At 44.8% G+C, this 26,002-nt stretch carries 21 protein-coding genes and 2 pseudogenes; 6 read left to right on the forward strand and 17 right to left on the reverse strand.

Annotated elements, in window-relative coordinates:
* Nucleotides 1-3 precede the first annotated feature (3 nt).
* Entirely contained in the window at nt 4-1,407 is a 1,404-nt protein-coding gene (locus BN3277_RS24105; protein WP_059047052.1) for an MDR family MFS transporter, read from the reverse strand.
* Nucleotides 1,408-1,510: 103 nt separating this feature from the next.
* Here BN3277_RS24105 and BN3277_RS24110 point away from each other — a divergent pair, with 103 nt between their 5' ends.
* Nucleotides 1,511-2,089 carry a TetR/AcrR family transcriptional regulator gene (locus tag BN3277_RS24110; RefSeq protein WP_059047054.1) on the forward strand — a complete coding sequence of 193 codons (579 nt, stop codon included), beginning with the start codon at nt 1,511-1,513 and terminating at the stop codon, nt 2,087-2,089.
* Between the two features lie 229 nt (nt 2,090-2,318).
* Nucleotides 2,319-3,095 (forward strand): class I SAM-dependent methyltransferase, encoded by a 777-nt coding sequence (locus BN3277_RS24115; RefSeq protein ID WP_059047055.1) that lies wholly within the window; start codon nt 2,319-2,321, stop codon nt 3,093-3,095.
* Nucleotides 3,096-3,152: 57 nt separating this feature from the next.
* Here the strand turns inward: BN3277_RS24115 and BN3277_RS24120 are convergent, their stop codons facing one another.
* From BN3277_RS24120 to BN3277_RS26350, 5 genes and pseudogenes are all read right to left on the reverse strand, one after another.
* On the reverse strand, nt 3,153-3,905 hold the full coding sequence (locus tag BN3277_RS24120) for a carbohydrate-binding protein (RefSeq protein WP_059047057.1): 753 nt from the start codon (nt 3,903-3,905) through the stop codon (nt 3,153-3,155).
* Nucleotides 3,906-4,139: 234 nt separating this feature from the next.
* On the reverse strand, nt 4,140-5,132 hold the full coding sequence (locus BN3277_RS24125; RefSeq protein ID WP_059047059.1) for a tRNA dihydrouridine synthase: 993 nt from the start codon (nt 5,130-5,132) through the stop codon (nt 4,140-4,142).
* A 166-nt stretch (nt 5,133-5,298) separates the two neighbouring features.
* Complete coding sequence (locus BN3277_RS24130) at nt 5,299-6,087, reverse strand: ABC transporter permease (protein ID WP_059047061.1); 789 nt, start codon at nt 6,085-6,087, stop codon at nt 5,299-5,301.
* A gap of 18 nt (nt 6,088-6,105) precedes the next feature.
* A complete protein-coding gene (locus tag BN3277_RS24135; protein WP_316244824.1) occupies nt 6,106-6,492 on the reverse strand; it encodes an ATP-binding protein DrrA1-3 family domain-containing protein in 387 nt (128 codons plus the stop codon).
* Nucleotides 6,466-6,663 (reverse strand): annotated as a pseudogene (locus BN3277_RS26350) (ATP-binding cassette domain-containing protein); the annotation flags it as partial. The pseudogene BN3277_RS26350 and the gene BN3277_RS24135, both read right to left, overlap by 27 nt.
* A gap of 318 nt (nt 6,664-6,981) precedes the next feature.
* On the opposite strand from BN3277_RS26350, the gene BN3277_RS24140 reads away from it, so the two are divergent.
* A complete protein-coding gene (locus tag BN3277_RS24140) occupies nt 6,982-8,583 on the forward strand; it encodes a chitobiase/beta-hexosaminidase C-terminal domain-containing protein (protein ID WP_059047063.1) in 1,602 nt (533 codons plus the stop codon).
* A 50-nt stretch (nt 8,584-8,633) separates the two neighbouring features.
* On the opposite strand, the gene BN3277_RS24145 is transcribed toward BN3277_RS24140, so the two are convergent.
* Both BN3277_RS24145 and BN3277_RS24150 read right to left on the reverse strand, forming a co-directional pair.
* Nucleotides 8,634-9,332, reverse strand: a complete 699-nt coding sequence (locus BN3277_RS24145; protein WP_232436503.1) for a response regulator transcription factor — start codon at nt 9,330-9,332, stop codon at nt 8,634-8,636.
* Between the two features lie 16 nt (nt 9,333-9,348).
* Nucleotides 9,349-11,349, reverse strand: a complete 2,001-nt coding sequence (locus BN3277_RS24150) for a sensor histidine kinase (protein ID WP_232436504.1) — start codon at nt 11,347-11,349, stop codon at nt 9,349-9,351.
* A 345-nt stretch (nt 11,350-11,694) separates the two neighbouring features.
* Here BN3277_RS24150 and BN3277_RS24155 point away from each other — a divergent pair, with 345 nt between their 5' ends.
* Nucleotides 11,695-12,051, forward strand: coding sequence for a putative zinc-binding protein (locus BN3277_RS24155; protein ID WP_059047069.1), 357 nt, complete (start codon nt 11,695-11,697; stop codon nt 12,049-12,051).
* A gap of 264 nt (nt 12,052-12,315) precedes the next feature.
* On the opposite strand, the gene BN3277_RS24160 is transcribed toward BN3277_RS24155, so the two are convergent.
* Nucleotides 12,316-14,013: a hypothetical protein gene (locus tag BN3277_RS24160; RefSeq protein WP_059047071.1), complete on the reverse strand. Its 1,698-nt coding sequence runs from the start codon at nt 14,011-14,013 to the stop codon at nt 12,316-12,318.
* A 148-nt stretch (nt 14,014-14,161) separates the two neighbouring features.
* On the opposite strand from BN3277_RS24160, the gene BN3277_RS24165 reads away from it, so the two are divergent.
* Nucleotides 14,162-15,097, forward strand: coding sequence for a site-specific integrase (locus BN3277_RS24165; RefSeq protein ID WP_232436505.1), 936 nt, complete (start codon nt 14,162-14,164; stop codon nt 15,095-15,097).
* Here the strand turns inward: BN3277_RS24165 and BN3277_RS24170 are convergent.
* The 6 genes and pseudogenes from BN3277_RS24170 to BN3277_RS24195 form a co-directional block, all read right to left on the reverse strand.
* Nucleotides 15,094-15,555: pseudogene (locus BN3277_RS24170) on the reverse strand (restriction endonuclease subunit S); the annotation flags it as partial. The gene BN3277_RS24165 and the pseudogene BN3277_RS24170 overlap by 4 nt on opposite strands.
* A gap of 65 nt (nt 15,556-15,620) precedes the next feature.
* Nucleotides 15,621-17,219, reverse strand: coding sequence for a type I restriction-modification system subunit M (locus BN3277_RS24175; RefSeq protein ID WP_059047077.1), 1,599 nt, complete (start codon nt 17,217-17,219; stop codon nt 15,621-15,623).
* A 32-nt stretch (nt 17,220-17,251) separates the two neighbouring features.
* Nucleotides 17,252-17,869: a protein adenylyltransferase Fic gene (gene fic / locus BN3277_RS24180; protein WP_059047079.1), complete on the reverse strand. Its 618-nt coding sequence runs from the start codon at nt 17,867-17,869 to the stop codon at nt 17,252-17,254.
* A gap of 13 nt (nt 17,870-17,882) precedes the next feature.
* Nucleotides 17,883-19,082: a restriction endonuclease subunit S gene (locus BN3277_RS24185; RefSeq protein ID WP_059047082.1), complete on the reverse strand. Its 1,200-nt coding sequence runs from the start codon at nt 19,080-19,082 to the stop codon at nt 17,883-17,885.
* A gap of 76 nt (nt 19,083-19,158) precedes the next feature.
* A complete protein-coding gene (locus tag BN3277_RS24190; RefSeq protein WP_059047084.1) occupies nt 19,159-22,368 on the reverse strand; it encodes a type I restriction endonuclease subunit R in 3,210 nt (1,069 codons plus the stop codon).
* Entirely contained in the window at nt 22,365-22,922 is a 558-nt protein-coding gene (locus tag BN3277_RS24195; protein ID WP_232436506.1) for a restriction endonuclease subunit S domain-containing protein, read from the reverse strand. The genes BN3277_RS24190 and BN3277_RS24195 overlap by 4 nt, the downstream gene beginning before the upstream one ends.
* Before the next feature lie 357 nt (nt 22,923-23,279).
* Between BN3277_RS24195 and BN3277_RS24200 the strand changes: the two genes are divergently transcribed.
* Nucleotides 23,280-24,083: an SDR family NAD(P)-dependent oxidoreductase gene (locus BN3277_RS24200; protein WP_059047088.1), complete on the forward strand. Its 804-nt coding sequence runs from the start codon at nt 23,280-23,282 to the stop codon at nt 24,081-24,083.
* Nucleotides 24,084-24,289: 206 nt separating this feature from the next.
* Here BN3277_RS24200 and BN3277_RS24205 read toward each other — a convergent pair whose 3' ends face one another.
* Nucleotides 24,290-24,994 carry an alpha/beta hydrolase gene (locus BN3277_RS24205; RefSeq protein WP_059047090.1) on the reverse strand — a complete coding sequence of 235 codons (705 nt, stop codon included), beginning with the start codon at nt 24,992-24,994 and terminating at the stop codon, nt 24,290-24,292.
* A 202-nt stretch (nt 24,995-25,196) separates the two neighbouring features.
* Nucleotides 25,197-25,484: a hypothetical protein gene (locus tag BN3277_RS24210; RefSeq protein WP_059047092.1), complete on the reverse strand. Its 288-nt coding sequence runs from the start codon at nt 25,482-25,484 to the stop codon at nt 25,197-25,199.
* Nucleotides 25,485-26,002: the final 518 nt, after the last annotated feature.

Genomic DNA, 26,002 nt, shown 5'->3' on the forward strand with positions numbered 1-26,002 from the left:
CGTTTAAGCTCTTTTCTTATGAGGCAAGAAGATGATAAACCCTAGCGATAGAACCGTGAAGACCACGGACCACATAAAGGTATGGTTATAGGCCGTATTCAGTGCCGCTTGGGTATGGATTTGATTCTGTAAGATGACGGCAAACACAGAAGCTCCAAATGCGCCGCCAATTTGCTGAAGGATTCGGGTTGCGCTGCTGGCATGAGGAATCAATTCCTTAGATAATCCCTCATAAGCGGTTGCCATGATGGGGAGCATCAGGCCCCCAAGTCCTCCGCCGCGGACAATCAGGGAAATCGCCAGTAGAATCTCGCTGGTATCGGCTGCCCCTAAGGCAAAAGGAAGGGTTCCGAGCAACGTCAGAATCGTACCGCCAAGAACCACCCATCGGGAGCCGATGGTATCCGTCAGCTTCCCGGCCAAGGAGCGGGTTAATAACATCCCGACGCCTTGCGGAATCAATAACAACCCTGAAGCAAGTACGCTCATTCCGCGAACCTGTTGATAATAGAGCGGTAATAATAACATCCCTGCATAAGAAGAGAGTCCTGAAATAAACAACAGACAGGAAGACGCGGAAAAAGATTTACTCTTAAAGATCCGCAGATCGATGAGGGGATGATCCGACTTCTTGAACCCATACCAGCAGAAGACGATCATAAACAGAAGTCCAATCGCCATCGGGACGAGAACGGGGCTTTTGAAGAAGCCCTGCTCCGAGCTTACTTTGGTGAGTCCATAAATCATCAGCACAAGACTTGGAGATAACAAGGTTAATCCTAAGAGGTCCAGCTTCTGCGGACGATTTGCAGCATCCTCCTTGGGCAGTCCCTTCACGGATAAGAACAATGCGATCAAGCACACCGGAAGATTCACATAAAAAATCCAACGCCAATCGAGATTATGGATAATTACCCCGCCTAATACGGGTCCGAGAATCGGGCCGATCAGAACCGGCAAACCTACAATCGCCATGATCCGACCTAAGTTCGCACCGCCTGCCGCGCGTACAATCACCGTCTGCATGATGGGCATCATCAAACCGCCGCCTAAGCCTTGAATCACTCGGAAAGCGATGAGGCTTCCCACATTCCAGGACAAGCCGCAACATGCAGAACCCACTAGAAATAAACTTAAAGCCAATATCCACATCTTTTTACCGCCATAACGATCGACCAACCAGCCGGAAATCGGAATCACCAGGCCAATGGCAAGCAAATAACTTGTCATCACCCACTGGATCGATGTAACCGGAGCATGCAGCACGTTGCCAAGGGTATCGATGGCCACGTTCATTATGGTAGTATCGAATAAAGGAGCAAGCATCCCAACCAGCAAAATCCAGGCCACTTTCATCACGGCGGGATCGATTTTCGATTGAGCTGCAAGTTCGCTTGATTGATCCATGTGTACCACTCCTTATCCATTTTAGAAACTTAACGTTTCTTATTTGAGTCTATGATAGAATAAATAAATAAGAAACGCAACGTATTTTATTGGAGGTTCGTTTATGAATAAGGTTCATGAAGGAGAAGGAACGACGAGAAGACGAGGTGCTGAATTAGAGGCAGCCATTGTTCAAGCCGCATGGGACGAGCTGATGGAGGTAGGGTTTCATCACCTTACGATCGAAGGGGTTGCCACTCGGGCCCAAACCAGCAAGCCCGTGATTTATCGGCGTTGGCCCAATCGGGAAGAGTTGGTCTTGGCGGCCATCCTGAACCATTTACCGTCCGTTACGGAGAAGCTCCCGGACACAGGGAATCTGCGCAGCGATATCCTTCTCTTGCTCAATCAATTAAATGAGATGCTGCATCAAATTGGGCCCAAAACGATTCATGGCCTCATGTCCGTCATGTCCGGCATCCCCTTCTCCGAAATATTAAATTTCCGAAGAACCAACGCCATGACCCTCCTTTTGAACCGAGCTGCCGAGCGAGGGGAAATCCGTCCTGAGAAAATTACGCCGCGCCTGACAAGACTGCCGGTAGATCTCGTGAGACATGAGTGGTTGATTACCTTAGAACCCGTCTCCATGGCAACCATGGAGGAGATTGTGGATGAGATCTTTTTGCCGCTTTTGAAGTAGAAATGAACATCACAAAGAGGGGCTGATGAGCCCTTCTTTGTGATGTTCAGAATCATTTCGGGTTTGGTGCTCTTTGGCCGCCTTTACTCCCTTTTATTGGCCGATACAATCAGCATCCTAGGGCGTCGCATTTCATCCTTCCCCTTTACATCCCTCCGATATCAAGTACAATAGTAAATGAAACCCTGTTTTATCTAATGAAACTATATAACGAGAGGGGGGGTGAAGCATGCCTATCGACTTTCATGATCCCCGCAACCGACAGACCTATACAACTCGAGAGGCTGACCCAACTTGGAGCGCCTTTATCAGGGCTAATGTAAATGTAACCCACAAACGGGTTGCCGATGTGGGCTGCGGTGGCGGGATTTATACGAAGGCGCTTAGTCAGCTAGGAGCTTCTCACGTGGTGGGGGTAGACTTCTCGGAAGAAATGCTCACAGCCGCGGCAAACCACTGTAACGACATTCCCCGTGTTACCTTTCATAAGGGAGAGGCTTATCAAACAGGCCTTCCCGCCAATGAGGTGGACATCGTCCTAGAAAGAGCCTTAATCCACCATTTGAACAACCTAAGCGCTTGTTTCCAAGAAGCTTATCGTATCTTGAAAAGGGGTGGGGTTCTGATCGTCCAGGATCGGACGCTTGAAGATAGCTTGCTGCCTGGGGATGAGCATCACATCCGGGGTTATTTTTTCGAGCGATTCCCTGAGTTGAAAGAAATGGAGGTCTCCCGCCGGCAAGGTTCCGGCCAAGTTCAGCACGCGTTGGAAGCGGCTGGATTTCGACTCGTTCACACCGCTAGACTTTGGGAAACCCGACGCGTATATAGGAACCTATTGGAATTGAAAGAGGACTTGCTGCAAAGGACCGGACGCTCGATTTTGCATGAATTGAGGAATACGGAGTTGCAGGAGCTGGTTTCTTTTATCACGAGTAAGCTGGAAACTGCTCGATTTCCAATCATAGAGAAGGACGCTTGGACGATCTGGTTTGCAACCAAATAAGAAAAAACAAGACCCACCAGCACCTGATGTTGGTGGATCTTGTTTCTCATTCCCTCTTTAGGATCTGCCGCCGTAGCTCTTATACTGAGCGTAAACTTGATTCGCGTATTGATCGGCCAGGATCGGACGGCCATAGGAATCCGTGGCTCCCGGATACCAGTAATCGCCACCGTTATAGTGCAACAAGCCGTTATAGATGCTGCCGAATCGATTAATCTTCTCGTTCAAAATCAATGCGCCCATGTATACTTGATCCTGTTCGCTGCCATGGTTATAAGCATGACCAAACTTGGCGCTAAATTGAGACAAATACGCATTCCGCGTGTTGGGTTCGACCTGCATCAATCCATCGCCAGCCGAAGGGCTGCCAGGCAAACCTGCGCCAAAGCTGCTTTCTTTCTTGATCACGGCACTCAGCAATAAAGCAAAATCTCCGCCTTTACCATAAGCATTGTCCGCGTTCATGACATAGGTCCAGATATGACTTGGAACTTCCCCAGGCTTCGTTACTGGGGATGGATTTGGATTGGGGTTCGGATTAGGATTTGGATTCGTTCCGCCACCGCCGCTGCTCGACCATAAAGCAGGAACAATAGGAGGTTCCCAACCTACGAGTGAAGTATGTGCCTGAATGCAAGTATAGGTGCTTCCGTTGTAAGTTACGGTATCGTTTACTGCGTAGGCAGTATTTGGAGCCCATGCTCCTCTTGCGGCTGCACTTGCTGGAATAACTGCTAGAAACGTAGACAGGATTACGGCTAAAACGACCAAAAGTGATGTGGCTTTCATAGAGACTTTTCTGCTAGTCATTTTTATACCTCCTCATATTTATAATCTGCGGCTCATCCAGGAGACAAACCGCAAAATTGTAATCGCTCTATATTCCATCAATCTCATATGTTGATGCATTTAAACATTATCTTACATTTTTGATCATACAAAAATATGAAAATTATTCCAATAGATCTTAAGACTCACTTTTATAAACACAAAAAAACGAGCCGGCCCAATACCGAAACTCGTTTTTATGAAGCTGCGAATCAGCTACATGATTGAACTGATTGGCGTCTCCTCCATCTGCCCAGCAAATTCATCCAGAAGCGTGCGGACCTCATCGGTAGACGTGGTGCTCATCAACTGATTTCTTAACTCACTTGCCCCGCGGAACCCTTTGACATAGACCTTGAAAAAACGTTGAAGCGCCTTAAACGGACGTGCCTCCAATTGTCCGGAATACCGATCATGGAGATCCAGGTGCAATCTTAACAGGTCCAGATATTCGGCAGTGCTGTGTTCTCTCGGCTCTTTTTCAAAAGCAAACGGGTTCTTAAAAATCCCCCGCCCAATCATAATTCCATCCACCCCATACTGCTCAGCCAGCTTCAAACCCGTCTGCCGGTCCGGAATGTCGCCGTTGATCGTCAGTAGGGTCTGCGGGGCCACCCGGTCGCGCAGCGCTTTGATCTCAGGAATCAGTTCCCAATGCGCAGCGACTTGGCTCATTTCGTCTCGCGTCCGCAAATGGATCGACAGATTCGCAATATCTTGCTGCAAAATATGGGTCAACCAATCCCGCCATTCCTCCACCTCTGAAAACCCAAGTCTTGTCTTGACGCTGACGGGCAATCCCCCCGTCTTGGCAGCTTGGATAATCTCGGCGGCAACCTCTGGGCGGAGTATCAAGCCGCTCCCCTTCCCATTGGTCGCTACATTCGGAACGGGACACCCCATATTGATATCGATCCCCTTAAATCCTTGCTCCGCCATCCCGATACTCATCTTTGCAAAAAACTCCGGCTTATCGCCCCATATATGCGCCACCATCGGTTGTTCATCCTCGGTAAAGAGCAACCGCCCTCGTACGCTATGATTCCCCTCCGGATGACAATAGCTCTCCGTGTTGGCAAACTCCGTAAAGAAGACATCCGGTCTTCCGGCTTTACTTACGACATGGCGAAACACCACATGCGTTACATCTTCCATTGGGGCAAGTATACAAAAAGGCCGCGGTAAATCACGCCAAAAATTATTCGTCATATGCAAACTCCAATCTTCTCGTTGTACCTAATACTCTATTATAATAGCTCCCCCTCACGATAGCATCCCCACTTTCCTCCAATTCAAAAAACAGGAGCACTCCACAAAAAAATAACGGAATCCAAGCTTTGTCGGCTCGGATCCCGCTACTTGTGTCCATCGCTTATCAGATTTTCTTGTTATAGACTCTTACGGTAATGGGCGCGATGATCAAAACAAGAAGGACGCCTATAACAAGGGTCATGTATGCGCTGGAGGTGAACTGCCCCTGGTTTGCCAAATCTTTAAAAGCCGTGACCAAATAAGTCACCGGATTGTACTCAGCTATTTTTTGCAAGAAAGTAGGTAACGTATTCGTGGGCACAAAGGCATTGGATAAAAACGACATCATCATCGTAACCATGGTCGAAACGCTGGAGATCGTTGCCGCGGATTTGGATACCAAACCGATCAAGGCAAACAGCCAACTGATTGCGCACGCCCCAAAGATGGCCAGTAATAAGCCAACAGCCAGCCACCCCATCCCGGCTTCCGGACGCCACCCGAGAAGATACCCTGTCCCAATCGAGAAGACAGCCGCTACGAGATATCGCAAAATATCCGAAACTACTAAACCCGCTAATGGGGCAATCCGCACAATGGGAAGTGATTTGAAGCGATCAAAAACGCCGGTATCTAAATCTTCCCGTAATTGTGTCCCTGTTGCAGCGGATGACATAATCAGCGTTTGAATTAATATTCCCGGCACGATGATCGGCAAGTATTCCTGGATCCCCCCAGCAATAGCGCCCCCGAACAAATACGAGAAGACGATCATGAAGAAAACCGGGATCACCGTAACGTCAATCAATTTATCCGGTGTATGCTTCACTTTGAGGATATTTCGTTTGGCCATAGCTAAAATATCCATCAGTGTGCTTTTTAGATTATTGGGTTTTATCATCAATGATTCCATGTTCCATTCCCCTTATGATTATTTAGTTAATTCCAAAAACACTTCATCCAGCGTTGGTTTTCTAACCGAAAACTCTTTTACGCCAATCTCATGTTGCGTCAGGCTGGAAAGTAATTTCATCATCGCTTTGGTATCCGCCAGCTTGACGGTTAATTTGGCTCCTTCAGGGGAAACCATCGCTTCTTGAGCGGTCTCGTCCTGGACGAGTTGCTTGGCTCTTTCAATCTCCTTCATATCCTCCAACGTAATTTCAAATTGGGTCTCACTCAAAAGGGTCTTGAGTTCATCCGGCGTCCCTTGAGAAATGATTCTGCCATGATTAATAATCGCTAAGCGATCCGCCAGCTGATCCGCTTCCTCCAAGTACTGCGTTGTCAGCAAGATCGTGGCCCCGTCGTTGGCCAAGCTGCGAATCACATCCCACATTTCTCCTCTGGTACGCGGATCTAGGCCGGTTGTGGGTTCATCGAGAAAAATTAAGGGCGGCTTCACAATAAGGCTTACCTCTAAATCCAATCGTCTGCGCATCCCGCCCGAGAATTCATGAATGGGCCGATCTTTGGCTTCCGTCAGGGAAAACTGACTTAGTTTTCAGCCTGTATTCCTGAATGTTTTAACGATGGAAGAAAAACAGCAATTTCATCGTATCCTTGAAAAACTTGTATCTGAAATCGAACCCGAAATCGTGAAATTACGAAACCGCTCTTAAGACGGGAGGAATCATACTCTCGCATCCCCCTCTCCTAGCCTCTTAAAAAATCCTCTCCCCTACGTTTTACAATCTTGCATGCGATTTTAAAGTTTTCTTTAAGTTTCACAGATAGACTAAAGGAAAATGATAAAATAACCGAAATAAGGACAATGACATTTATCACACGACAGGAGGGGCAAACGATGAAGAAAAAAGTTGTCGGCTTATTAATGACCATGCTGCTTTGCTTTATTTCAGCCGATTACTTGGCCAATCACGCAGCAGCTGCTACGAAGACTTCAGCCGATTTTACGGATTTGAAGGATCTGGACGAGGCAAAGAAAGCCAAGTTCGACGTGATGATATCCGCGGGTATATTTGAAGGTGTGGCTGAAGATACATTCGGCCTCACGGATAAAATGAACCGGGCGCAATTCGCTAAGGTTGCGGCGTTGGTTTTCAAATTGGAGGTGGATACGGAATTAAAGATATCTTCATTCAGTGACGTTAAAGCCGATGATCCTGCGAATGGCTATGCGGTGCCATACATCGAAGCGGTAAAAGCCGCAGGGATCACGGATGGCTATGGGGATGGTATCTATAATCCTGCAGGTGAGGTAACCAAGGAGCAACTGGCTGCGTTTCTGATTCGCGGGCTGGGAAAGGAAAAGGACGCCACGGCAACGCCAGGAGTGGATGATCCCACGGTTTCTGATTGGGCTAAGAAGTATGTTGCTTATGCGATCGAAAATAAATTGATGCCTACCGAAGATGACGGGACGTTCGGCGGGAAGGACACTGCAACACGCGCTCAACTCGTTGAGGGCGCTTACGAAGCCAAGGAACAGTATGAAGAACAGGTTGAAGCAAAGAAGCAAGAGGAAGAGCAAAAGAAGATCGAAGAAGAGAAGAAAAAGGAAGAAGAACTGAAGAAAGCGGAAGAAGAAAAGAAACAACAGGCAGGGTCATCTTCCTCTCCAGTTTCACAGCCTGATTCGTCTCCATCCTCTCCAGCCCCGCAACAGCCGATACAGCCTACTGTTGCGACTCCAACGGCACTCCCTGCAGGTGGCGCTGTGACATCGGGGACGCCAGTGACTTTGACTTCGGGAACCGTGTCTGCGGCGGTGTATTATACGACGGATGGAAATGAACCGACCACATCCAGCACACTGTATACGGGTCCGATCACCATTACGAGCGATGTAACGATCAAGGCCATCGCCGTGAAGGACGGATTAAAGAATAGCTCAGTAGCGGTTTTTGAATATACCATTATAACGCCTATCGTTTTACCCGTCTCCATTCCGCAATTAAAGGAAGGAGAACTCTATAGCGGCAGCGTAGCGAAGCTGTCTGGAGGATCTGGAGCCGTAACTTATACAGTAACAAGTGGCGCACTGCCTGTGGGACTGACATTGAATCCAAGTACGGGTGCAATTACCGGAATTCCAAGTGTGGCCGGTACATATGATTTTACGATTCGTGCAACAGATTCGGCAACGCCACCGGTAACCGAAACCATGCAATATACCGGGATTATCACGTCTGCCGCTCCCGTAATCGATGGGTTATATTTGATTTATGAATATTTGAGACATCCTGACACTGAAGAGGCTCCTACAGTTGAAGTGTTCACCCTCGCCGGTATCACCAATGTGACAGAAGATCACATCGAGGCGATCTTGCAAGAACTGGTTTGGGCCTATAATGACTCCGTAAACAACAGTTTCCCTTTTGGAACACCTATGAGTTCGAAAGAAGATATCCAAAACATTGTCGACCAATATTTAAGCGGACTATAGTATTATCAATTAAAAGCGGCGCAAGGGAGACCCTCCCTGCGCCGCTTCTTTTATTCCACGCCTCTGGCAACCAGCATATATCCGTTCCCTCGAACCGTAACAATTCGCTCCGGCTGGGCGGGATTAAACTCAATTTTTTTTCGCAAATTGCTGATGTGTACAGCAACCGTTCTCGTATCCTCCAGACTCTCCGTTCCCCAGATGAGCTGGAACAACGCCTCGACACTAACGACACGATTCACGTTTTGGGCCAGATAGGCCAGTAAACCGAACTCCTTTTTCGATAAAAAGACGGTCTCCCTCCCCATAATGACGGACTGTGCGTAGAAATCCAGCGTCAATCCCGGCAACTCCAGCAACCGATCCTTTTTGCCCGTCGACACTCGGCGAAGATGAGCCTTGATCTTGGCCATGAGGACGCCCGGACTAAACGGTTTCGTCACATAATCATCGCCTCCATATGATAACGCGCTGATTTTCACCTCGTCTTCCTCACGACTGCTTAGAAACACAATCGGTGCATCCGTATAGCTGCGTGCATTTCTGCACCAATCAATTCCATTTTCATTAGCCAACAGGACATCCAGTAGAATTAAGTCCGGATTGAACGACGTAAGCAGCATCATGGCATCGGACCCATTATGGCTGTGGGAGCATAGGAAGCCCTCCCGCTCGCAATACGCCTGAACAATTTCGCAGATGTGGGGATCGTCATCGACGATCATAATTTTGTGTGTTGTTGGGTTCACGCCGTCACCTTCCCTCTCACTGAATACAAGGAATCGAGATATAAAAGTTCGCCCCCGTCTTCCCATCGCTCTCTGCTCGAACCGTCCCGCCATGCGCTTGTACAATTTCTCTGCAAATGGCCAGTCCAAGGCCGCTGCCCTCAACCCCTTTCTCCTCACCCGGCCGCTCATACCTGTAATGGCGATGGAAGATGTGCTCGAGTTGATCCGGGGGAATCCCCGTCCCCGTGTCTTGTACACAAATGATCGCATAGCGGTGATCGTTCACCTCGTTCTCAACCAACCCAATACGTACAACCCCGCCACTAGGGGTAAATTTCATAGCGTTCGACACGATATTAAATAAGGCCTGATCCAATCTTTGCACATCCATTCTGGCCATAAGTGAAGGGGTTCCTTGATCTTCCGCTTCTCCAATATCCAGCACGAAGTCCAGCTCCGCATCCCGCACAACCAGCTCATACTGATCATAGAACTGGCGCAAGAAGTGAGCTACCTGAACCGGCTCCATGTGGTACGTAACCTGTCCCGTCTCCAAATGCGACAAGTAGGACAACTCCTCAATCATGCGGTTGATTCGAATGGTGTTCTCCCGGATGTACTTCAGGTACTGTTCATTGCGTTCCGGCTTAACGTTGTCCTGCACCGCCTCGACATAACCAAGCATGCTGGATAGGGGCAACCGCAGATCATGCGTCAGATAGGAAAGGAGCTTTTTCCTCCCTTGTTCGGAGTGTAGCAGCTGATCGTATGACATGCGAAGCTGATCATGCGCTACAGATAAGGCATGGGTACGTTCCTGCACGGTCTGCTCCAAATTCATATTCATTTCGGTCAGCTTTTGGTTGACAACCTGTAATTCACGTGCAATCCTCTCTTCGTTCGATACCGATCTCGTAAATCTGGAGGAAAGCAATATCATCTGTGCGATCGTAAACACCAACAAACCAAGCGGCGAAGTATTCCCGATGGGGGACCATTCGTTAAAATATAGAAAATCATTGATGACCGTAACCAAAGCAACCATCGACACCAGCAGGAAAATCAGCGCTCCCTCCACACGCCGAAACGCCGATTGGACCAGCCCAACCATCAAATACAGCATGTGCAGAACAACGACTACACCGATCACCGTTAATAATTGGGTATAAAAAAGCGCCGGGGTTACCACAACAACTAGACAGAGTGCGCCGGTGACGCCCCGTGAACCAAGTCGAAACCATCGTGACACCGAATTCGGAAAAATACAACTCGAGTACAGGGCGATGATATACCCGCCACTGCAAAGACTCAGGTATTCGATCTTGAATTGGATTTCCCACGGAAAATTCGGCCACAATTGGGTTAGTAAGTGCTCGCCGACGAGCAAGGATCGGATGCCAAACAACAACGTGAACATCCCAAAATACAAGGGAGCCCTGTCTTTGCGCCGCAGGACAAACAACAGTAGGTGATAGATGCCAATCACGAGCAGGCTTGCGGTGACAAACATTTCCCCCGCGATTTTCAAATGAGTTCTGACGGTAAGTACGTCACTGCCGCCCAACTCGATATACTTGGTGATGCCGCCTCGCTTATGATGGAAGTTGGCGACTTGCATCACCAGTTCCACCGTATCTCTCTCGGGCTGGAAGAACACCAGCTTCGTGGCCAGACGTGGTGTCACACTGCTCTTGTCCGCCCCCACGACACCCACCTCTGCCAATTGCTCTCCATTCACCCATAATTTATACGCATGAAAAATCGTCGGCAGCCGCAACGCCAGCCGCTCGTTTCGATCCTGCTCACTTAGCTGAATGACTACTCGATAGGTTGCAAAGCCTGTACCGTTCAACTGCTGATCATCTAAACGATAGCCTAGCCAAGAGTTGGGGATCTGGATCCAGTGGTTATGATCTACATCCTTGGTTAGGTGATTCTGGATGTCCTTCGGCGACAACAGCTCATGCCAGTAAAACTCCCACTCCCCTTTTAACTTGATCGGCTTCTCACTGACATGAACCTTCGTTAAGTCCAATATCCCTTTTTCACTTTGGAACTCTGGGGAGTTCGAGGCGGAAATGACGGCATAACAGGCAACCAAACCCACTACAATGGCAGCAACTATATTAAGTAATACCTTACGTGAACCGAATCGGAGAATTCCCCCCATAGATGAAACCGACCCCAATCTACAAATTGCGACAAATGTAAGTTAAATAAATCATAACATCATTCAGCAAAAATGTGCCTGTAAAATATCTACGGAGGACGCAGGACTTTCTACACCCCGAATTAAAGCTATAGTGACTGGCCTCACTAACTCGACAGTCATCTCGGATTATACTGACAAATAATTTATTGAAACGAAGAGGGATAATCAATGAAAAAAAGTGATCTGCCTCTGGTCTATTCATGCTCAGGATGTTCCTCGGCTGCACAGACCGCGAATCGGATTGCGATTCGGATGGATCGTGAAAAGATCGCCGAGATGTCCTGCATCGCCGGTGTCGGTGGAGATGTAAAACCGCTTGTCAGAACAGCAACGTCCGGACGTGACATCATCGCCATCGACGGTTGCCCTTTGGCATGCTGCAAGAGCTGTCTAGCTCGGCATAACGTTCAACCTAAGCATCATTATGATCTATCGAAGTTCGACGTCCCCAAACGCCTAGGAGAAGATCCAGATCCCCAGCATGTCCAGAACGCCTATCAACGGATTCTGGAAGACATCCAATAAGCTCGAATCCCCCTCCCCGAAAGGAGCATGGCGATCCCAAAAAACGCCCGAGGACTCCTGTTCATGACAGGATCTCTCGAGCGGCTCACCATCAAACGTCGTATGAACCTTTACCCTCCCCCTCCCAAACTCCGACTTGAGATCATAAGGGAATTCCACTTAAGCCCCGTCCACGTCGGAAACCTTCTGAATCCATGCTTCATATTCGTAGATTTTGGAGTTCATTTGTTGCCTCCCTATGGATTCCACGCGAAATATTATGATTCATTTTAAAGGGATGGTATAAAACACTCGACTTCCATAGCCATTCGTGTACCAGACAACACTCTCTCCAACGACAACCGGATTACATTCAGACAACATAAAATATTGAAGCGTCTGAACATCACCTTTTACCTTGCCCCTTCCATCGATAAATACATATTTTACATCACCGGGACGGTTATCCGTATCGAACTCTTGCCACAGTACCATCATTTGATCATCGGTGATACGGACAAGCTTGGGAATCGACGCGATTAGGTCGGTACCGACATATCGGGCTAGTGTAATGGTATGAACGGAGAAACTCTCCATACTTGTCTTCGGCAACACGCTCAGAATGATATTCCGTTGGTCACTTTCCAACCCTACCATCTCATACGAAGTGTAATCCCTTACCAAGGAATGGTCTACCGTATTCATCGCGGCAATATAACTGCTGGAGGACATCTCGACTCCGCCAATAGATACTCCTGTCATATTTGCTCCGATTCTGCCTGGAATTTCAAGCAAGTCCACCTCGTAATAATTCGTTCCATTTCCCTTATGAAGAACGACTGAACGAGGATAGGCATCCCCATGATCCACTAGCACATGCGATTCACCATCAAATAATACATATTGATCAAAAGAGTGGCTGACATGATTTTTCTGGAAGCGCCCCAGATCGTTGGTTACCCTCATATTTGTGGTATTGACGATTATAGTGAGCTGGGACTGATGATTCAGCTTGTCCTCTGTGGTGTATCTTGTACGCGAGGTATGGAACACCAGAGTATCACCTGACTCAGCCATTCTCCCTGCTCCGGCATCAAACGGTACAACGGTAAAGCTTTGTCCCCCCGTAATAGAGACGCTGTCAATTCTTTTGAAGTTTTTATCGTAACGAACAATCCGGATCACTTCCTTACTGTTGTTCTCTTCACGATTCTCTTGTCCAAAAGCGATATAATTATATTGCTTCCCGCTATAAAACCCGCCAAACAACGGCAGTTCATAGTCGATCGTTTGAGTTGCTATCAGCTTATACTTGGTATTGTACGTATCTATCGTAATTCGTTTTCCCGCCTCCACGACGCTTACTGTGCCATCGGAGTTATTTACAAGATGGGATGACACCGTACTTTTCCATCTTGGAAAATAAGAAGATTCGGCATTCCATTCCACTTCACCGGATACTTCGGCCCGGTAAGCATTATTTGGTGTTCTTGAGAACATATTTAGCCGATTTTGCTGACTGTCAAATGATAGATCGAAAGGGATTATGTCGGCCAAATCTCTTAACTGAAAGTAATTGTTCCCCTCAATATTGTAAGACTTAATAGACTGAATCACCCCGTTGAGCATGACTTTTGAGGTAGACAACTTGGCCGTATAAGAATTATTTCGGTTAAAATAGATGCTGTCTTCCGGCTCTTGAGGTGAGTAAGCTTTACCTGTTTCGATTTCAATGGCTTGAAACTGCGGATTCCAAGTAATATTGAATTGGCTTGGGGTTCCCAAGAAGTTCCGGGCCAAATCGCGCAGATTGTAGTAATTGTTGCCTGCGATATTAAAACCGTTAGTGATCTTTTCAACCCCATCAAAATAGGTGCTGCTTCTAGCCACCTTAGCCTCCACGGTATTGCTCGCAAAGGTTATGGCATCAAACTTCGGTGTTACCATCAGTAGAACTAGGAATATGCCCAGGATCCTTTTCATTCTCTGTTTCCCCCTTAGAGTAAGATTTGTAAAGCGGATTTACTTACATCTGTTATTACATATCGGCAAAGATGTTTCACAGATTAAGTTACCAAAAGGTTATCCCCCTCATCAGCGTGAGCCGCAAATAATCCACTGGGAGGTTACTATGATGCAAGGAGATACTGTGAAAAACGAACTCTTCCACGTATACTACAAACGCTGGATTTCTGTTTACAAAGAAGGGGCTATAAGGTCAGTTACAATGGCCAAATATTTAATGACGCATCAATGGTTGGTCAAATTAGTTCCCAACTTGAAAGTGTGCGAGATGACACGTATTTCTTATCAACAACTTCTGAATGACTACGCCACTAGACACGAACGCCAGACCACCATGGATTTTCACCATCAACTTAAAGGTGCTGTCCTTGATGCAGTTGATGAAGGCCTAATTGAACGCGATCCGACACGTAAGGCCATCATCAAAGGCAAAACACCTCGTGAGAAGAAACCCCAATACTTGAACCAGTTTGAGCTTCATACCCTGCTGACAAACTTGAGTTTAAAGCAAGAAATCAATTGGGACTGGTTTATTCTTCTACTAGCTAAAACGGGAATGCGATTTTCAGAAGCATTGGCGTTAACACCTAAAGATTTTGATTTTACACATCAAACCTTGTCCATCAGTAAAACTTGGAATTATAAAGGGGATGGTGGATTCTTGCCAACCAAGAACCCATCCTCTGTACGTAAAATTCAACTTGACTGGCAAACCGTCATTCAATTTTCTCAATTGCTTAAAGGACTGCCAGAAGACAAGCCAATCTTTGCTTGTACCAAAGGAAAGATTTATAATTCAACTGTTAATTCTATATTGACGCGCTCATGCCAAAAAGCAAACGTACCCATCCTTTCAATTCACGGGTTGCGACATACCCATGCATCACTATTATTGTATGCAGGTGTTTCCATTGCTAGTGTGGCACGGCGACTGGGACATGCGAGTATGACCACAACTCAGAAAACGTACCTTCATATTATTCAGGAACTTGAGAATAAGGACGTTGATCTAGTAATGCGTTCATTATCCAACTTAAGCTAATCATCACCATCAACTTGCGGCTCACGCTGATGAAGGGCGATGAGGTGGTCGAGGTTTTTGAAGAGGTCACCTACTTGTTTTTGTTCTTTAATTTGGTTAGGGAACAGTATATCAAGATTACTTAGTTCGCTTGCTTTGATCAGTGGTTGACCTGTTCCAAAAGCAAGGTTTTTCAAATTGAATTTTGTCAGTGAGTAGAAAACAAAATCCAAATTCTTTCCTTGCAAAAATACTGTATTATCGCTTATTTTCACGTTTCCAGAGTATCTATACAAATCCCCTGCATTTGCACCTACACGAGCAGTCAATACAAAATCTCCTGAATAATCATACTCATCGTCATAACTAATTACGGATGTAGATCCTAGGACTGCATACTTTTTTTCTTCCGTATTTTGAATATTTGAAGTGAACTTACTCTTTCCAGTTCCAATAGTATGAACTATATCTTTCAACTTACGCTGTTCCCAAGCGAAACAAAAAAGAGCCGAGAATTAAGTTCTCGACCCTTCTATGTCAAATCTTACACATGAACCCCCAAAATTCTCAATTGTTCATTGATCTTAGCCTCAAGGTCAGCAATTTCTTGTTTGTCCTGCTCTAATTGCTTAATCACTTCATCCAGGTCAATGGCTTCTTCTTCCTGAGACGTATTCACATAGCGAGGGATATTTAAGTTAAACTCGTTTTCCTTGATTTCTTCGAGTGAAGCTACATGAGCATATTTATCAACATCCACACGATTTCTGTACGTTTCAATAATTTTATTGATATTGTTTTCGGTAAGTTTGTTTTGATTCTTACCTTTTTCAAATTCGTTGCTTGCATCGATAAACAAAATATCCTTTGATTTACGATTTTTCTTGAATACCAGGATTGTTGTGGGAATACTTACGCCGTAAAACAAGTTAGCAGGCAACCCTATAACGGTATCCAGGTAGTTTTTCTCAATGATGGTTTGGCGAATCACTCCTTCTGCTGCACCACGGAACAAAACACCATGCGGCAATACAATCGCCATAGTCCCCGTATCCTTCAAATGATACAAGCTGTGTAAAATGAATGCGTAATCCGCCTTGGTTTTAGGCGCAAGTTTCCCATATTCGCTAAATCGTGGATCTTTCAGTTTCGTTTCGTTGTTGTCCCAATGAGCGGAATAAGGAGGATTTGCTACTACGGCATCAAACGAACGCGGGTGATCAATCCCTTTTTCATCCGGGCCATCAGGCCAATCTCTTTCCAGCGTATCCGCATTAGAGAGTGTCATATTGTTAAAAGAAACGCCATGCATCATTAGGTTCATGCGAGCCAAGTTGTAGGTTGTCGTATTCTTTTCTTGACCAAAGAATTTAATTGCCCCTGGCTTATATCCACCAGGCAATTCTCCTTGAACAGTTAATAGTAATGAGCCAGATCCACAAGTCGGGTCATACACCGAAAACGTATTATCCGATTCTTCTACGCCATCCGTTACGATCTTAGCCAAAATTTTAGAAACTTCGTGAGGGGTGTAGAACTCCCCCCCTTTCTTACCTGCACTTGCAGCAAACTGACCGATTAGATATTCATAGATCGCACCAAGGATATCTTGGCCATCTTCCCCTTTATACTCAATCCCATCCACAAGCTTTACAATCCGGTTAAGCGACTTCGCCCGTTCATTTGTCGATGAACCAAGACGAGAGTCTCCAAGATTGATATCGTTAAATACGCCGCGGAAATCCTTTACCGCTTCTTTGTTTAATTCAGCGTTCTTATTGAAGTTATCAAAAATGGTTTGATAATCGCTTGGAATCACCATGCTGTTATCAATTTTCTCAACTAAAGATTCCCAAGTATCAAGCGGAGCAATGGCATAACCTAGGCTTGAAGAAATATCTTCTAAGTAGTCATTCAGATCATCACCCTTCGCTTGCTCTAGATAGGCTTGATTGATCGACTGGCCTTCAGCAACATCAAGAACATTACTTTCAACCAAATACTGTTCTTGATGCTCAGACAGATAACGATAGAACATAAAGGCTAAAATGTAGTTCTTGTACTCTGCAGCGTCCATGTTTCCACGAAGCTCGTTCGCCATCGCCCACAGTTTGGTTGTTATGGTTTGAAGATTATTACTCATGTTGTTTGTCCTCCCTGATATAGATCTCAAATTCACTGCACATTGTTGAGATCTTCCGTCTTATAAACGTTGTAACCCTCATAATGATAACTTGCGTCAATACCCTTCATATAAACTTCACGGTCATTGATCATCTCGGTTAATGCTGCTTTAAGAAGAACCTTGATTTCAACGTCCTTCACAGGACTTCTTTCCATGGCAAGCAGATAATCATCTTTACCTACTTTGCTCCAATCGACAACCTGCTTCAATTCCTTTTTTAAAATGAGGTCAAGCCATATTCTCATGCTCCTGCCATTACCTTCTCTGAAGGGATGAGCCACATTCATCTCAACATATTTATCGATAATTTCATCAAAGGATGCTTGCGGCATCTTTGTGATTTTATCAAGTGCAGCTTCAAGGTATATAACGGGCGCGAAACGAAAACCACCCTTTGCAATATTTACATCGCGCACTTTTCCGGCAAAGTCATAAATTTCTCCGAACAGACCCTTGTGAATTTCGGATAACGCCTTAAACGTTCCCACTTCAAATGTATCTAATAAACCCGATTCAAACATTTCAAGGGCCTTTTTCTTGGTGACTTTCTCCTCAACACGAGCCAGCTCTAAAGAATCGGTTATCCCTAACTTGTTTTCTAAAACCATACTTAGCCTCCTGTCAAACAAACATTTGTTGTAACAGTGCTTTCTTCTGTTCTTGCAAGTGTTTCAACTTACGCTGATGAAGGGTGATGAGGTGGTCGAACTGGGCGAAAAATTCCCCGATTGCTTTTTGCTCTTTATAATCCGGCACAATCACTTGAACACTATTTATAGCGACTTTTGATAAACTCGGCACACCAGTAGACTCATCTTTTTGCTTCCAGTTTACTTTTTGGAAAATGTTGAAAATGAAGTCCAAGTCATTTTTATTTTTCGGAACGGCATAAAATAACGTATCTACCGTCCAAAACGGTGCGTTTAAGATATATGGCTTGTCTATGGTTCCTTTTCTCCCAATACCAATTGCATCTTCGTTATACGATAATGCTTCACTTACACTCAGCATATATCCACCTGTTCCATAAACAGGAATATCACCATCAGCAAGGTGCTTATAATCTCGACCGCTTCTTACATCAACAAGTTGCGATAATTCACGCTGTTCCCAAGCGTCAGTGAATCCAGGGAAGCGGACTTCAGGAAAATCCTCCCCCGCTTTCGGAAACATTTTTTGTAGTAACCCCGCCTTCAAGTTTTTCACGTTATTTAACTTACGCTGATGAAGGGTGATGAGGCTGTCGAGGTCGGCAAATGCATTTCCAATTTTCGATTGTTCATGGGCCGAAGTCGGATAGCAAATTGTTGTTTTGGCAAGATTCGACCAGCTTATCGAGAGAACTTTGATTCCCTGCATGAGCGGTAATAATTGTTGATGATATGATGGTGAGTTCATATAGTATCCAAGATAATTGGGCTGCATTTTCACCTTCGGCCTGCAAGCTATAGTATGTAATCCTGATACCACAGGAATGCCAGTAATTCCTGCTATTTCAGTAGCTTTGCCAACAGTTTCATCCTCAGCGGCATCAGCAATCAGCACATCGCCATTATGAAGAAGTTGGCTCTGATGATTGGAAACCTCGGCTCCTGTTATGAACGGAATTTCATCTTTGCCGCAATCCGTAACTGCTCCGTATTTGACGAGAATATCGCCGTAATGGATACTTTTTATTTTTCCACCGTCATAGTTCAAATCGGCCCTTGAAAGAGTGTTGTTCGGTATCCGGTCGAACATCGATTCAAACTTACGCTTTTCCCAACCATCCGTAAACCCCGGAAACCTTAATTTCGGTACATTTTCTTTATTTTCGTTCATTTCTGCTCTCCTTGTATGTCCCTATTTCTACTACAATGTTATTATTGCATTCTTGGCTCAAGCATTATGAAACGTTCTAACTTTCCACCAATTTATCTGCTAATTCATAAATCGCGTCACGTAAACCATTTCGATATTTCATTTTAGGTAAGGACTGCACTAGTTCATCATGAGCAAGTGTCATATAATTCGTGCTTGCTTGTGCAATAATGTCACGGATTTGGCCGGTATCATCCAAATCTTGCAAACCGTATCGATGGCGGCTGAACAACTCACGCATCCCCGCACTGGAAATAATCTCGGTGATCCCCCACTTCACACGGAAATCAAGGAACATTCGATCCAAGCTAATATTGTTCGCCTGCTGGATGATCTGTTCACTATCATCCAGCTTCGCAGGATATTTAAAATCCGAACCCGCAGGAGGGAAGTGACCTTTGATAATCGCGTCAGCCGCATTGATAATCTTCGTTGCATAGTTGCGATCATCCAATCCATTGGCAAATTGGGTAATTTTCTCCTGCGTCGCTTTGGCTTCTTCTTTCTTACCTTCGTGAACTTGATTCAATAATTGTTCTACAAGTTCAGTAAGATAATCATAGTCTACTTTTACATCTTTGACATGGGTCATCCGCAGTTCGATTTGATAAAGAGGGATTTTCTTCTCTTTAGCAATATGCGACTTGAGCTCATTCGTTAAGACGGTGGTCAACATCACTTCTTGTTCAGAAGTCATCCCTAATCTCTCAATTAACGCATCAGGATTATCATAGTTAAATCCAACCTTCTCACCATCAACTTCTTCAGGATCATATTGCTTTAATTTGGCCATACCCCTGTTGTACTCACGAAGCAAATCGAGCATTTCGTCCTTCTTCTTCTCAGATGGAGGCAACTGTTGAAATTCCGACGTCAAGCTGCTCAATTTGTTAACTACTTCCTTCACTTCGTTAAACACATCTTCAAATGGTTTCGCTATGATTCCGTCTTTCTCATTAGACTCGCGTTGTTCATCTTCAGATAAAATCGCTGAGTCTTTATTCGCATAAATGGCAAGCGCTTTATTCATCAGCTTTTCATTTTGCGCAGGCCAACGATAATTTACCACACGCCCCCAAGGTTTCTCTTGCATATCTGCGATTCGGTTCGTTCTCGAATAGGCCTGGATTAGTCCGGCACCTTTCAAGGTTCTATCTACATAAAGCGTGTTCAGTTCGGGTGCATCAAATCCCGTTAATAATTGGTCTACCACGATCACCAAGTCAAGGAACTTACCATCTGCAGCAGATTTGTTTAAACGTGATGTTACTTCCTGCGTGTAGCCGGAAACATCATCCATGCCAAACGATGTGCCAAATTCAGCATTATATGCCTGAATGGCATCGTACAAACCTCGATTTGTGGCGAGCATACTATCATTATTTGATGTATTTTGGCTGAACGTTACAGCAACTTTTAAAGTCTGTCCGCCGTTCTTCTTGTTCTCTTCATTGACACGTTGAAACTCATAAAAGTACATCATCGCCATAGGTGTGCTTGCCTTTCCGCCGCCCACGTGAGTTGTTAATAAAGCATTGTACTTGCCTCCATTAGAGCGATTGCGCCAATGTTTAAAAATATCTTCCACGACTAGTTTGACATGATCCAGATTCTCATCATAAAAACTAGGCTCCACCGCATCATCCATATCTTCCTGAGAGAGATTGTTGATCTTCTGTTGAATTTGTTCTTCCGTCCATTTCGGATAACGTTCACGGTAAAACGCGGGAAGATATTTTTCTTTCATTTGTTTTTCATCGATGGTCGTCTCAAAATCAACTTTAAAGCCTAAAACATTACGATCAGCAATAGCTTCACGAATGGTATACGCGTGTAGGAGGGGACCAAAAATATCTTCTGTTCGAAGCCCCGTAGTGGTTTCGTCAAACATCGGTGTTCCGGTATATCCAACCCAGGCCGATTTCTTAAAGGCTTTCTGGATATTCTTAAAGGAGTCCCCTCCGGTTGAACGATGGGCTTCATCTACAATAAATACGATATTTTTGTCTGGAGCTTTAAAAGATTTCCGTTTCACCAACGTATCCAGTTTTTGAACGGAAGTCACAATGATGCTGTTATCTTTACTTTTCAGCTTACGGCTCAAATCCGTTGTGTTATCTGTATTTTGAACACTGCCAAATGTATCTTCTGTAGCATCCGGATCATAGGCTCTATAATTTTCATTGGTTTGCTTGGTTAAGGCAATTCGGTCCACCACAAAGACAACCTTATCTACTTTAGGCATACGACTTGCGAGCCAAGCTGTCTTGAAACTGGTAATCGTTTTACCTGATCCCGTCGTATGCCAGATATACCCAATTTTGTTCATTCCCAATTCAAAATCAGCGCGTTTCAAGCCCTCGATCACATTTTGTGTTGCATACACTTGATACGGGCGCATCACTTTTAACGTCTGTTTATTCTTGGTTCCATCCAGAATCATGTAGTTGGTGGCCATTTGGTGCGCCATGGGAATAGAAAGCATGGAATCCGCAAATTCCTTCCAGTTACGCACGATTGTATTGTCACTCTTGCGCTGCCAATTAAAAGCGAAATCCAGATTAAACTTATCCGCTGTCGTGTTTGCCATATACTTCACGTTGTTTGGTGTAATGGCCACCAGTATTTGCAACGTCGAGAAAATATCGCGGTATTGATTTTCGTCAGCATATTGCCGCATTTGCTTGAGGGCCTCATCGACATTGCGGGTATCACGTTTTTCTTCAATTTGAATAATCGGCAGCCCGTTTATCAGAAGAGTTGTGTCAAAATATCTAGTTTGTTTCCCTGTGATCACGGCTGGACGTTCAATTTGATTGACCACTTGATACACAGTATCCCCAGCCCCGATTTGTTTTTGATCAAAAACAGTAAGAAACACATGACGTCCATCGTCTAAGTCAATCTCAATTTGTGACACGCCATTTAAACCATACAAGAACTGCCCCGCTTCGTAAGGCGTTTTTAGATCAGAGATGATCTTCTTAACCTGGTTGAATTCCACAACACTTAAAGGACGCTCAAGTGTGTTTTGGTTGTGTTGTTCCAGAATCGCTTTAAAATTATCCCAGAGTTGTTCTGTTTTTTTTATATGTGGTTCATACTTCCACAGCTTGGTTTTCACGACATAATCAACGTTTGATTCCTTAGCAACAACATCGCCTATTCCTTCAAAATGCTCTTGTTTTGTAATGGCACCACTCGTAAGGTATTGAATTAATTCCTTTTCAAATTGATTCTCTGTCATGAATAACTCGCCTCCCTTAGCTTTTGCAGCATTATCGCGGTCTCTGAATTTGCCACTCCTTTTCTTAATCTAGCGAGCCGTAATTGATTGAAATAAAGTTCTCCAATCAACCGTTGTTTGTCTATGGTTGGCAAATTCGGCAACTCTAGTTCTTTTACTTGCTTCAGCGTGTATTTTAAAACTTGAGTACCCTGCAGTCCCATCTGAAACTGTTTCTTAATGGACTGATCTTCATTAAGCAAGAAAACAAGATATTTGGGATCTACCTTATTACCTGCCACTAGCTTGACGTAATTTTGTGTGTATAAATACCCCTGATGCTTCACACCAACGATCGTAGATTTTCCCGATATTAAACTGAAAACAACATCACCTTGGCATAGCGTATTGACCTTATCAAAAGTTCGCACTTGTTTGCCGTCACTCTCATTGGTATCCATGCCAACCAAATCCGCTTCAAGATCGGGTTGGCCATAAAATGTGTAAAGCGGCGCTGCATCCTCAGATGATTCTTTAATCCTGAATTGTGGTGAACCACTCACAAACTTAACCATATCCCCTAATCTTCGCATAAAAATTTGTGCCTTTCTAAAATTAATAAATCCTTAATGTTTCCATTTTATCCTATTCATATGGAGACATCAACGTTTTTTTAATTTTTTAAAACTACATTTTTTTGAGAAGCTCATTTCTCCTTGGAATGCATGTCATCATGTCCTCATGCCTCATCGATATATTCAACAGTTAATGAAGCCACTATGAAAATAAACGAATTTACTGTTTACCGCCAAGAGCCACCTGCCTGTTAGTCGCATTAATAGTATAAACATGCTGTGGTTACCTCCCTTCTGCGACGGTATGATAAACATGATTTACGACAGAGAAGAGCTGTTATAAGGGAGGTTGGCTTCTTGAACAAATATGATTATAAAAACAAAGTAGCAATCGTCACCGGGGCATCGTCCGGAATTGGGGAAGTTTATGCTAGAAAGCTGGCGGCAAAAGGGTCTCATGTCGTGTTGGTCGCCCGCTCCAAAAATAAACTGGATGCCCTGGCCAAGGAAATCCACCGACAGTACGGCATCCAGGCTTACGCGCTCGCTTGCGATTTGTCCCAAGCGGATGCCCCACGTCAACTGGAAGAACAAATTGCCGAGCTGGGGTTATCGGTTGACGTCCTGATTAACAACGCCGGTTTTGCCACTTACGGCCGTTTCGAGGAAGCCGACCCCCAGCGTGAGCAGGAAGAAATTATGCTGAATACGGCTGCGTTAGTAGATCTTACGCATCGTTTTCTGCCCGAGATGTTAAAGCGTGGGGATGGAGTTATCGTTAACGTCGCCTCGATGGCTGCGTTTATGCCTACCCCTTATTCGGCCGTTTATGGGGCGACCAAAGCCTTCGTATTATCTTTCACCGAAGCGCTTTGGGCAGAAACGTATAAGCGCGGCGTGCGTGTACTGGCCCTGTGTCCGGGGGCAACGGATACGGGATTCTTCGACGTCCTCGGAAGCAAGCAGATGTCCGGTGGCCGAAAGCTCTCGACTCCGGAAAAGGTGGTCCAAGCGGGTTTTCAAGGAATCGATAACGGACGTAACTATACGATCGAAGGACGCACCAATTACATTTCGGCGCAGTTGCTTCGAGTATTCAGCAGACGCAGGGTAGCGTTGATGATGGAACGGATGTCCAACCCGAATCGACATGGGGCGTAAGATGGGATGAACGTAAAGGCATGAAAAAACAAGATCCCCCTTGCATTAGGCATGGCGGATCTTGTTTATTTTTTACTCCAACTTGCTCATAATTACCCGTCTCAATTCGTCTCTAACATGAGCGATTCTTATCTCTTCTGCAGTGTCCTTCTTTTTTCTTATCGTCGCCGGCAAAATCATATCATATCTCTTATTCGGCTTCTGTTCTACTTTCTATCACCTAAGGACTCTTTCATCCACTTTTCTACAATCGAGAAATCCCTTTCCTCCATAAACGGATGCTTACTACCTTCAGAGATGGTCAGGTTTGCTCCAAATTTTTCAGCAAACTCTGTAATGCAGCTCTTATCCTGAAGGTCATCCAAGTCACCATACAAAATGGCAGTATTCTTATGCCATTTACGAATCGGATGCTCCTTGATATAGCAGTAATAATCCCACCTCAACACGTCAATTGAAGTCTCAATTTCCTTTTGAACCTTTAGCATTTCCTCGTTCACCTCAGACCATAACATCATATGCTCTACCAGCCATCTCATATCCACGATTGGCGACTGAAACATTGTCTTTTCAAATGGTCTGTCAGTATAAGTTTGAAGAGAAAAATATGCCCCCAAGCTACATGCAAATAAAGAGACGCTCTTCCAATGCCCATATGCATAATCTGCAATTAAATTTAAATCACGTTTTCCATTCCAAACATCACAGCGATACTCGCTATCAGTCCTTTCTCCATGCTGTGGCAAATCAAAGCTGAGAGTCTGATACCCTGCCTCTTCGGCAAGTCTAGCAAAGTTCTCAGCATATTCCTTCCTGCTCATTTTCCCATGCACATGGATAAAAACCTTCTCAGACTTTTTGCCCCAGATCATAGCTGGGATTTCATTTATTTTAAATACTTCCTTTTCCATTTTTTAATTCTCTCCTTAAACAAACCACAAATGCTCGCCTATATCAATGATAGAAAAGAGAATAAAGATTTGATAGATCTGGTTTTTTCCAGTTATCCACTCATTTCTTCCCTATTCTATCACGGCTTTATTCGATTTTCAGCACAGGATCGCATGCAAAAAACCTCCACCGCAACGGTAGAGGTTTACGAGTGCACTTCTATTATTTTTCCGAATACTCTTTGGTCGCAGTGTCCAGCATGGAGCTCCAACTTGCAAAGTCGGTCTCCCTAACAACATGTCGATTGAGGAGTTCCTCATTAATCTTGCTGATGTCTTCATGGGTCTCCGCTTGGAAATTGCCCTTTTCTAAAAACGCTTCAAAGCTATTATGACTCGAATGTTTTCTCATAAACGACTCATGAAACAAACGGCTTAATGAAATATGACTTGGATCTTCCTCCATCGTTCTTTGACCTTGTAAATCCTTCAGTAGTTCGTCCATTGACATTGGTTTTTGCTTTCTCAGAATACCCACCCCTAATTTGAATTTATGCTGACTCTATGAATCTATTCTTGCCGGTATAACCTTGACACTGAATCGACATGTGCGGAATAAGTAATAATGACAAAATCAGATGTGCAGTATTCGCAACGATTTCTAATATATCAATTGACCGTAGTCAACTCTCTTTGCTTTAATTGTTTGAAGTCTAGCTTCACTACGCCCCATTTGAATCCCAAACTTCTTCAAAGGGCATTCCATACTTCTCTTCACTGCTTTTCATTTTCTATAATCGCTGGTTTTCCTTTGGGCATACTATCCCACCAATCTCCATCATCTTCGTTCCCCGCAACAACAACTCCATCATACCATATAACGGAGCTGTAATAATAATCGTATCGTTTCTAATTAACTGATTGTTGCTGGCTAGAAGTGTATCACCTTATTTTACATCTCCTATCAACTCGTTTGATGTAAGCCACCCCCGCTTGGTATCGCAGCACGAATAAAAAAGCCCTCTCGAT

Source organism: Paenibacillus rubinfantis, from assembly GCF_001486505.1.
Classification (GTDB): Bacteria; Bacillota; Bacilli; order Paenibacillales; family Paenibacillaceae; genus Fontibacillus; species Fontibacillus rubinfantis.